Source organism: Clostridium drakei, from assembly GCF_000633595.2.
GTDB lineage: Bacteria > Bacillota > Clostridia > Clostridiales > Clostridiaceae > Clostridium_AM > Clostridium_AM drakei.
In genome coordinates, this window is sequence record NZ_JIBU02000022.1 from 92,808 (window position 1) to 103,513 (window position 10,706).

Consider the following 10,706-nt stretch of genomic DNA (forward strand, 5'->3'; position numbering starts at 1 on the left):
ATAAAAATATTTGTTTCTTTGAAACAAAAAGCTTACTTTTTATCTCTTTTATTAGTGTAAGGAATTTTAATTTAGAAGTTCTAGAACTAAATGAGTTACTTACAATTATTTATAATAAGAAATGAAGAATAAGGAGGCAAATTTAATATGAAAAAGAATAAATTTTATCAAGGAATGCTGGAGGATAACATTGTGAATAAAGAATATAAATTACAAAATGTTTTATCCAATTATAAGAAAAGGTTTATTAAATATAAAATACTACCATTTAGGTTAGTGGCAGCGTCGTTAGCGCTTACCACAGTATTAGGATATAACTTATTGGATATAACAAATAATTACTCAAAAGTGTTTGCTCGTACTGTAGAGAATAAGGATTTTTTTAATGCTGGAAACTCAAAAATTGATCTTAAAGTCAACATAGGAAAAGATATGCCTAGTAAAATTACGCAAGGAAAACTTATTTCTTATGTAAATGAAAAGGGAGAAGAAATTAAAGAATATGAAGTGAATTTTGAATCAGATTTAAGACTATTATGGAGTGGAGCAAATATAAAATCTATCACCTATAGCTCAATTAATGGGGAACTCTATTATTTTGATAATGAAGTGTTTAAAAAAATGGAAAACAATGGAGATATATATTTATGTAAGATTACATTTCCTAATTCTAAAGTAGGTTCGGATTTAAGTATAGAGAATGTAGAAAAAACCTTTACTAGAATGTGGAAGGCGGGAGAATTTGATGAATATAAAAACAAATACTTTGAAGGAAAGGATATAGATCTGGATAGCCATAGTTATGGATTGGGTTGCGAAATAGACTATGAATCAGGTAATTCAGTCATAACATTCTATAAGCCTCAGCAAGAAACTCAGCCATATATGCAGCGAGGATCAAAGATAAAAGTTAATGACAATAATAAAGGCGAATTTTCATTCAATTGGCTTCCAGTAAAGGCCATGGATGTCTTAAAGAAAGAAAATTTCTATAGCAATTATAAAAATCTGCCTAGCGATACAGTAACTGCTGAAGTAGAACTTGAAGATGGACAAGTAATAACAAAAATTATCAATTTATCTTTCGATAAAGAAGGGAATTTGGCAGTAGAAGTTACTAAATAGTATATATTGTGAAAATATATCAATAGGCTTACATTAAGTAATGTAGGCCTATATTTAGATGCTTTCAGCATGGATGACAGCTTGTTAGTAAAAACCTACAGTAATTAATTAGGAGGCATAAAATGCAGGTAAAAAAGAGGAGAAAAAATAAAAAGGTTAAGTTTATAAGAAGACGTTTAATTTTAGCCTTTCTAATTATAGTTCTTATTTTATTATATAAAGAATATAAGGAGTATAATAGTAAAATAGTACAAGCTAATAAAACAATAGCTGCTAACAAAACTAAGACAGTAAATAATATAAAATCAGAAACACCTAGTAATGAAGAAAAAGAAAATCATAAAGAAGATCGTCCAAAAGTTAAGAGAAATAATGTAAGTAGTGAAGGGCTAAAATATACTTATGATGCAAAAAAAATAAAAAATATATTAGATAATAAGGAAAAAAATGATGGTAAAAAAATAGCTTTTCTTACTTTTGACGATGGTCCCTCTGTAACAGTAACACCTAAGATTTTAAGTGTGTTAAAAAATTATAATGTAAAAGCTACCTTTTGTTTAATTGGGAAAGAGATAAATACTAATGAAGGAAGTAAAAAAATAGTAAAGGAAATTTTTAAAGAAGGACATGCATTGGCAAATCATACTTATTCTCACAATTTAAAAAATCTATATCCTGAAAACAAGATAAATGTAGAATATTTTATGGAAGAAGTGGAAGAAACTAACGCTGCAATAAAAAACATAGTTGGACAAGACTTTAATACAAGGGTGTTAAGAATGCCCGGAGGTTATATGTCAAGAGAATATTATAAAGATCCTAATTTAGAAGAATTTAATACTAAATTGGAGGAAAAAGAAATGTATAGTATCGATTGGAATGCTTACGACTTTGACTCAGAAGGCAGTAAAAAGAATGCATCAGAGCTGGTGAGTGAAGTAATAAAAAGCGTTGGAACAAAAGAAAAGATAGTTTTATTAATGCATGATACATATGGTAAAGAAGAAACTGCTAAAGCACTTCCTCAAATAATAGAGTATTTAAAAGGGCAAGGATATGAATTTAGAACTATGTCATAGAGTTAAAGTGTAAATAACATAGATATATTAGCCACAAAAACTATTCCAGTTTTTGTAATGGATCAGACCTCATAACCATCAAGCTAAGAAACCCAACTTTTGTTTTATTATATAATTTCTAGGAGAAAGTAGTAGAATATTTTTCACTCTTACGAGTAGAACTTTTAAAAGGAGAATTGTGCATTACTAAATTGTTTTAGTATTATTCTTAGCTGAAAATTTTTGAAAGCCTTAGAACTTTAGTCCTGTTTGAGGGAACCGAGTTTGACAAAGTTCTTAGGCTTTCAAAAATTTTGAGCTTTATTTTAAATTGGAAACTCTCTTCGTTTCATCAGAGGAGTAAGCGATTCGCACAAAATCGTAGATTTTGGCTCTCTGCTTAATACATTTAGCCGTGAGAACACCCTTATAATATATCACAAAATAAAAGTTAAAATTCAAACTTCCACTGTACTTTAAGTTACATCGCAATGTGCTTATATTATGTTACTACAAATTTCTATTCCTACATCTGTTGAATTCTTCTTTAATCTCCAATAGCTTATGTTCATCTGTCAAAAGAGTAAGCCCTGTAAGTGCTAAAGCCTTTGATGCTGTTATCAAAGCTTCATCCCCTTTTTTTGATTTAGCAGCTTCTCTAAATTCAGGTGTATGCGCACACAAACTTTTATCACCTATTTTTATAATAGGCTGAATGGTTGGAATTACTTGGCTTACATTACCTGCATCTGTAGAACCTATACCTTTTTTAGGAATATTATCTATATTTATTCCAAGTAATTTTAGATTTTCTGAAAATACTTCATCAAATTTTTCATTTATAACAAAGTTATCTACTTCATTTTGAAAAAAGCTTATATTAACTTTAGCGCCAGTACTTAAAGCTGCTCCTTTCGCAATATTTTTCACCTTTTCTGTAACTAAAGCACAATTTTCTTTTGTAAATGCACGTATAAAGAATTTAGCCTTTGCATAATCTGGAACAATGTTTGGTGCACTTCCTCCATCAGTTATAATTCCGTGCATTCTAACATCATCTGTTACATGCTGTCTTAAAGCATTTATTCCATTGAAAAGCTGAATTACCCCATCTAGTGCATTTATACCATTTTCAGGAGCAGATGCAGCATGGGAAGCTTTGCCTATAAATTCAAATTGTATTGGATTATTAGCTAAAGAATATGGAGTTACAGAGTTTTCTCCTCCAGGGTGAACCATTAAACAAGCATCTACACCCTTAAATAATCCCTGTTTGACAAAGGTTGCCTTTGCACTGCCATTTTCTCCTCCTTCTTCAGCAGGCGTTCCAAACACTAAAACTTCTCCACCAATTTCATCTATGTATTTAGATAAAGTAATAGCCGCTGCTGTACTAGCAGTTCCTATAATATTATGACCACAGCCATGTCCTAAATTTGGAAGAGCATCATATTCTGCTAAAAATCCTATAGTAGGTCCAGAATTTTTACTGGATTTCTTTCTAGCTATGAAAGAAGTAGGATGACCTGCTAACGCTTTTTCTACCTGAAACCCTTCTTTTTTTAAAGTGTCTATAAGCAGTTCAGAAGCATAAACCTCCTCATTTCCTATTTCAGGATGCTCATGTATCTTATGGCTTATATCTATATAATTTTCTTTCTTATTTTCTAATTCATCAATTATATCTTGTTTAATTTTTTTAACATTCTGTATATTCATGTATGAATGCCCCCTTTAAATGTAAGTAAACTTATCTATAAGCTTTCAATTGTTTATATTTTATTTAATGCCTTGTCAAATTCGGAAATTAAATCATCTATATTTTCTAATCCCGTTGAAACTCTAATCAAGCCCTTTGAAATATTGGCCTTTTTAAGTTCTTCATCATTTAATGCTCTATGAGAAGTTTTAACAGGGTAAGAAACTGATGTAGTAACTCCTGCTAAACTTGGTACAAACTTTATTGTTTCAAGCTCCCTTATAAGATCGTAAGCTCCCTTTTCCCCATTTTTCAAATCAATACTGAGCATACCTCCATATAAGTTACTATTGAAAATCTTATTTGCAATTTTATAAGAAGGTGAACTTATAAGTCCTGGATAATATACATTTTCAATTTTAGGATGTTTTTCTAGAAACTCTGCTAATTTTAAAGCATTATTTGAATGCTGAATTATCCTAAGTTCTAATGTTCTCAAACTTCTTATTAAAAGCCATGCATCAAAAGGACTCATCATAGGTCCATATAATGCTCCTGTATTTTTTACCTTATTTATAGTCTCTTTATCTGAAACTACGGCTCCTCCTGTTACATCACTGTGTCCATTTAAATATTTTGTGGCACTGTAAACTATCACGTCCGCTCCTAATTTTAGTGGTTGGCATACCACAGCTGTAGCAAAAGTATTATCTACCATTAACTTTGCATTATGATTATGAGCTTTATTAGAAATATCATTTATATCAATAGCTTCCATCAATGGATTTGATATGGTTTCTACATATACTAATTTTGTATTTGGCTTAAAGTATTTTTCTACATCATCATTTATAATATCAACAAATGTAACCTCTACATTAAATTTATCTAATTCAACCTTAAGAAATTGATAAGTTCCTCCATATAATACATTTGAAGCTATTATATGATCCCCTGCTTTTACTTGTGAAATAATAGCCATAGTAATAGCAGCCATTCCTGAAGAAAATACTTGAGCATCTTCTCCTTCATCTATGTTTGCAATTATTTCCTGCAGTGCATCATGAACTGGGTTTCCATTTCTTGAATACACATAGCCCTTAACTCCTCCTTCATATACTGCATCTAATGTTTCTACATCATCAAAAACAAATACTGAACTCATTGATATAGGTATTGACTTTGCTGAAGATATTGATGGGGGATTCTTTTCTCCTAAATGAGCAAGACTTGTTGCAAAACTTTTTTTCATATTACTCTTCCTCCAAACTTCCATTTATTTAAATAGTCATTTTTATAACTTATTATCCTAAATAAATATTTTTAAAATCTCTTTGTCTGCATAATTTATACTTATATAATGATCAATTTGAACCATAGCTTCTGCAGTGAATCCATCCACTATATTCCGATGTATCCTTATTTTCCTTAAGCACTTCTTTTTCCTTTAAATATTTATTAGCATCCATTCCATAAATTTTTCTATCTTCTCCAACAGGGCATACCTTTATACATACTCCACATGGATATTTATAAGCACCTTTAAGTTCAGCATGATATTTAGCACATTTTTCTTTATCCATTTTAAAAATAGAGCCCTCCTTTGAAGAAAATGCTTCTGTTGGACAACATTTTTTGCATATACTACATTTAATACATAATTCCTCTTCACACATTTCATCTTCTGGAATAACAGCATCAGTAAAAACTGATACAAGCCTTACCCTTGGACCAAACTCCTTTGTAAGTAAAGTATGATTACATCCAATGGTACCTAGTCCAGCATATTTACCTGCTAACACATGAGAAAAAGCTGCTTCTGGCTTTTTAACAAGTACAGAAATATCACCATAGCAATCTCTTGGGAAAAAAAGTGCTTTATGACCTTTCTTATTAAGATAATTGGCAAGCTTATATGCCATATCATCTAATAACCGATTTGTAGTATTATACAATTCAGAATAAACAACTGAAGGAGTTGTTTCAAGCATAGGTAAAAATATCTGTAGTCCTAAAACAATCACTATTTTAGTTCCAGGCCATATATTTTGAGGAAAAAATTCTGACTTAGTGTCTTTAAATTCTTCCCATCTTTCTACAGAAGCAAACCCTAAAAGATTTGCTCCCATTTTTTCTACTTCCTTAATAATAGATGCTTTTAGTTCATAACCCTTATTATTTTCAATCATATCCAAAACTCCTTCATAAGATAAACACTAACTTTTAAAACACAGGTACTTGAGCACCTTTATATGTTTCTTTTATAAACTGCTTTATATCATCACTTTGATAAGCTTTAAGTACTTTTTTGTAAGCCTCATTATCCTTATCTTTTTCTCTAGCAGCTATTAAATTTATATAAGGCTTAGCTTTGTCATTAGTAACATCCTCTATAAGTATAGAATCTTTAACTGGATTAAATTTTGCATCTATTGCAACTCCGCTATTTATTATAGCTAAATCAACATCCTGAAGAGATCTTGGAATTTGAGTTGCTACAAGCTCTACAAATTGAATGTTTTTTGGATTTTCTGATATATCCTTAAGTGTTGGTAAATTTCCTACACCATCTTTTAATTTTATTAGTCCTGCACTTTGAAGTAAGTTTAGCCCTCTCCCCTCATTAGTTGCATCATTAGGAATAGCTATCTTACCACCATTTTTAATATCCTTAACAGATTTTAAAGTTTTTGAATATACTGCAAGAGGTGCAAGCACAGTATCACCTATGGCAATTATTTGTAAATTATGTTCTTTCTTAAATTTATCTAAATAAGCATGATGTTGGAATGCATTTAAATCAATTTCTCCCTGAGCAAGTGCTAAATTAGGACGTACATAATCTGAAAAGCTAACTACTTGCAAATCAATATTATCTTTTGCAACCTTTTCTTTAACTTTGTCCCATATCTTATGATCATCACCTGTTATACCTATTTTTACTACTTGTTTTTTATTAGAGCTAGTTTGCTGTGAACCACTGCTTGCTCCACAACCTGATAAAAGTCCTAAAGATAACGTTATTGCTAAAAATATACCTGTAAATTTTTTCATGAATCTTCCTCCTTTTAGTCGGAAACACTGAGTCGTTAATCCTACTCGCTCCCGCTCGTGAACTACTCGTTAAAGTCCATTTAGGACTTTAACCTCCTTTTAATGTGTTACTAATTTTGATAAAATATCTCCTAAAAATTGAATAATATTAACAATAATTAAAAGTACAATTATTGTAGCTACCATAATATCAGTTTGAAAATATTGATATCCATAGCGTATTGCAAAATCACCAAGTCCACCTCCTCCAACAGTACCTGCCATAGCTGACAATCCAATTAAGCTTATAATTGTTATGGTTACAGCATGAATAATTCCTGGCAGTCCTTCTTTTAACATTACTCTAAATATGATTTCTAGAGGACTTGAGCCCATAGCTTGTGCAGCTTCAATTACTCCTTTATCTATATCAAGTAGTGCTGATTCAATTTGTCTTGCAAAGAAAGGAGTACATCCAAATATGAGTGGAACAAGAGCCCCCTTAGTACCTATGGTAGTACCTACTAAAAGTCTTGTAAGTGGAATGATAGCTGCAAGAAGAATAATAAATGGTATAGATCTAAATATATTAATTATTTTTGCAAACACTCCATTAATAATCTTATTTTCTAATATATTTCCTTCCCTTGTAACTACCAATGTAACTCCTAAAACAACTCCAATAATTGCTGATATAATTCCTGAAATGGCAACCATATAAAAAGTTTCAAATAATGATTTTATCATATCAGGATAGAGTTTTACTAAATTTGGTGCTATATTATTTAAATATTCAATCAATTTTATCGCCTCCATAAAGTTTTTAGCATTTAATTACTGCTAACTTTTAATTTTTTATCATCTTTTTTAATCTCTATTGTATCTACAGAAATATTATTTTCTTCTAAATATTTTATTGAATTTGCTATACCTTCATTAGATCCATTTAACTTTACTATTAAATTACCAATTGGGGTATGCTGGATGATTTCTATATTTCCAAATAATATACTTGCATCAACTCTAAATTTCCTTGAAATTTTGGAAATGAAAGCATGGCCTGTTTTTTCTCCTGTAAAAGATATTCTTACCACCTTCTCTCCTTCTGTAATTTCATTAAAAGCAAAGTTTTCTTTTTTAAGGAAATCATAAATTTTTTCATAGTGAAATAATGAGCCTATAAATCTTTTTGTTATCTCTGATTTTGGATTTGTAAATATATCTATTACAGGTCCTTGTTCTACTATTTGTCCTCCATCAATTACTGCTGCCTTTTGACAAATTTCCTTAACAACTTCCATTTGATGGGTTATAATCACTATAGTTAATTTCAGCTTTTCATTAATATCCTTAAGCAATTTCAAAATCGCTCCAGTAGTTTGCGGATCTAAAGCTGAAGTTGCTTCATCACATAAAAGCACTTCAGGGTCATTGGCTAAAGCTCTAGCAATACCCACTCTTTGTTTCTGTCCACCACTTAACTGTGAAGGATAAACATCAACCTTTTCTTCAAGTTCCACTAGTTTTAAAAGGCTTAGTACTTTTTCTTTTATTTCTTGTTTGCTCAATCCTTTACCCTTTAAAGGATAAGCTACATTTTCAAATACAGTTCTGCTTCTCATAAGATTGAAATTTTGAAATATCATTCCAATTTTTTCTCTACTTTTTCTGAGCTCTTTTCTTGAAAGCTGTGTTAAATTTTTTCCATTTACAATTACATCTCCTGAAGTAGGCTTTTCCAATAAATTTATACATCTAATCAAAGTACTTTTACCAGCTCCGCTATACCCTATAATTCCATAAACTTCACCAGCTTTAATATGAAGATTAATTTCTTTTAAGGCTTCCACCTTGACATTACCATTTGTATAAATTTTTTTAATGTTATTTAAACATATCATTTTTGTCCCTCCTTAATTTATACTTGCTTATTTATTTAAAAAATAAAAAATCCTCTTCGAAGAAGAGGATTTCCATTATAAAAAACCGTACTAAAGTACATAAATTTTCTATACCACTCTCATCTTCCAGAACAAAGTTCTGCTGGAATTAGCACCTTTACATGCTCGCTGCATGTGGTTGCTGAAACTTCATAGGGCCAGTCCCTCAGTTTCTCTTGATAAGGTAAAAAATATTCACTTTTAAATTCATGTTTCTGTCCCAAACATTTAAGTATTTAATGATTTACATTATAATTATAATTTGCCACACTGTCAATACCTTTTATGACTAAAATTTATATTTTTTTAATTGAATGTGTATGAAAATATTCTAAAAAAAGGTTAAATACAGCAATAATATATTTAATGATATTATTACAGTTGCTATCAATCCACCTAAAATCTTAGTAAATTTATTATTAACTAACATTCCCATTAAATCCTTACGATTTGATATATATAACATTTGAATAATTGGAAATGGAAGTATAAAACTTAAAGCAACTTGGCTTAGCACAAGCACATACATTGGATTGATTCCCATTGCTATAATTACCATAGCTGGTGACATAGTTATAAGTCTTCTTAAGTTTATTGGAATACTTAAATTAACAAAACCTTTCATGATAGTTTGGCCTGCTATAGTTCCTACTGCAGAAGAGGATAATCCTGATGCCAAAAGTGCAATTCCGAAAGCACCACTTGAGAAAGCTCCTAACAAAGGCTGTAATGATTTATGTGCTTCTTCTATAGTACCAACTGCTATTCCATTTTTATAAAACACTGCAGCAGATACTATAAGCATTGCAGCATTAACTATAAATGCAATATTCATGGCTACAACTATATCTATCTTTTCCATTTTAAGATGTTGCAATTTATCTAAATTAGATGAACCTGATTTTCTATATTGAACTAAATGAGAATGTAGATATATTACATGAGGCATAACTGTAGCTCCAAGCATACCAACAGCAATTAAAACTGCTTCATTATTAGGCAACATAGGAATTATGGTATGCATACCTACTTCAATCCAATCTGGTTTGGAAAGAAATAACTCTATAGTATATGCTATACAAATTATAGTTATCAATAAAGTTATAATAATTTCTATAGCTCTTTGACCATACTTCTCCATATATACTATCATAAAAGTTATTATTCCAGTCAACAGTCCTGCATATATTAAAGGAATTTTAAACAATAAGTATAATCCTAAAGTTCCACCAAGAAACTCTGCTAAATCAGTTGCAATAGCTCCTAATTCAGCAACAATCCAAAAAATCCAATTTACAGATTTAGGAAAAACTTCAGCACACATCTCCGGAAGATTTTTTCCTGTTGCTATACCTAATTTTGCAGACATAGTTTGTAGAAATATGGCCATTATATTACTGAACAATATTACCCAAATCAGTTCATAATTGAACTTAGCTCCACCACTTATATTTGTTGCAAAATTTCCTGGGTCAATATATGCTACACTAATAATAAATGCAGGTCCTAGATATTTTAATAACTGTTTTATTTTAAACAGTATTTTATTATTTTGAACACCGATGACTGTTAACTCATCAGAGACAACATTTAACTCAATTGCACTTCTATCACTTCTCATCATTATACACCTCAGCTATTTATTTTATTTTCCAGATATAATATAATTTATTAGGGGTTAAATATCTTACCCTAGCCTAAGTTTGTTTCAGTAATATAATTATGCATTACATTTTAAGAATGTTACCTTATTAAAGTAATTTTTTCTTATAATCAAACATATATATATAGTTTAGATGATTGCAGAATTGAAAGTTGAAAAATGTGGATAACTTTTGGAGCTTTGCTCAA

General features: G+C 30.2%; 9 protein-coding genes and 1 riboswitch. Of the genes, 2 read left to right on the forward strand and 7 right to left on the reverse strand.

What is annotated here, in order from left to right:
• Positions 1-147 precede the first annotated feature (147 nt).
• Together EG57_RS0211840 and EG57_RS0211845 are read left to right on the forward strand one after the other, a co-directional pair.
• Positions 148-1,125, forward strand: a complete 978-nt coding sequence (locus EG57_RS0211840) for a hypothetical protein (RefSeq protein ID WP_032077421.1) — start codon at positions 148-150, stop codon at positions 1,123-1,125.
• Positions 1,126-1,247: 122 nt separating this feature from the next.
• Positions 1,248-2,204, forward strand: a complete 957-nt coding sequence (locus tag EG57_RS0211845; protein WP_032077422.1) for a polysaccharide deacetylase family protein — start codon at positions 1,248-1,250, stop codon at positions 2,202-2,204.
• Between the two features lie 489 nt (positions 2,205-2,693).
• On the opposite strand, the gene EG57_RS0211850 is transcribed toward EG57_RS0211845, so the two are convergent.
• The 7 genes from EG57_RS0211850 to EG57_RS0211880 all read right to left on the reverse strand — a co-directional run bounded on the left by EG57_RS0211850 (position 2,694) and on the right by EG57_RS0211880 (position 10,476).
• Positions 2,694-3,902, reverse strand: coding sequence for a M20 family metallopeptidase (locus tag EG57_RS0211850; RefSeq protein ID WP_032077423.1), 1,209 nt, complete (start codon positions 3,900-3,902; stop codon positions 2,694-2,696).
• Between the two features lie 53 nt (positions 3,903-3,955).
• Positions 3,956-5,134: a trans-sulfuration enzyme family protein gene (locus EG57_RS0211855; protein ID WP_032077424.1), complete on the reverse strand. Its 1,179-nt coding sequence runs from the start codon at positions 5,132-5,134 to the stop codon at positions 3,956-3,958.
• A 112-nt stretch (positions 5,135-5,246) separates the two neighbouring features.
• On the reverse strand, positions 5,247-6,071 hold the full coding sequence (locus EG57_RS0211860; protein WP_032077425.1) for an epoxyqueuosine reductase: 825 nt from the start codon (positions 6,069-6,071) through the stop codon (positions 5,247-5,249).
• Positions 6,072-6,105: 34 nt separating this feature from the next.
• The gene (locus EG57_RS0211865; RefSeq protein ID WP_032077426.1) at positions 6,106-6,936 is read right to left on the reverse strand and encodes a MetQ/NlpA family ABC transporter substrate-binding protein; all 831 of its coding nucleotides are present in this window, start codon (positions 6,934-6,936) and stop codon (positions 6,106-6,108) included.
• A 99-nt stretch (positions 6,937-7,035) separates the two neighbouring features.
• Positions 7,036-7,716 carry a methionine ABC transporter permease gene (locus EG57_RS0211870; protein ID WP_032077427.1) on the reverse strand — a complete coding sequence of 227 codons (681 nt, stop codon included), beginning with the start codon at positions 7,714-7,716 and terminating at the stop codon, positions 7,036-7,038.
• A gap of 29 nt (positions 7,717-7,745) precedes the next feature.
• Positions 7,746-8,816 (reverse strand): methionine ABC transporter ATP-binding protein, encoded by a 1,071-nt coding sequence (locus tag EG57_RS0211875; RefSeq protein WP_032077428.1) that lies wholly within the window; start codon positions 8,814-8,816, stop codon positions 7,746-7,748.
• A gap of 116 nt (positions 8,817-8,932) precedes the next feature.
• A riboswitch (SAM riboswitch) is annotated at positions 8,933-9,041 on the reverse strand.
• Between the two features lie 145 nt (positions 9,042-9,186).
• A complete protein-coding gene (locus tag EG57_RS0211880) occupies positions 9,187-10,476 on the reverse strand; it encodes an Nramp family divalent metal transporter (RefSeq protein WP_032077429.1) in 1,290 nt (429 codons plus the stop codon).
• Between the last annotated feature and the right edge of the window lie 230 nt (positions 10,477-10,706).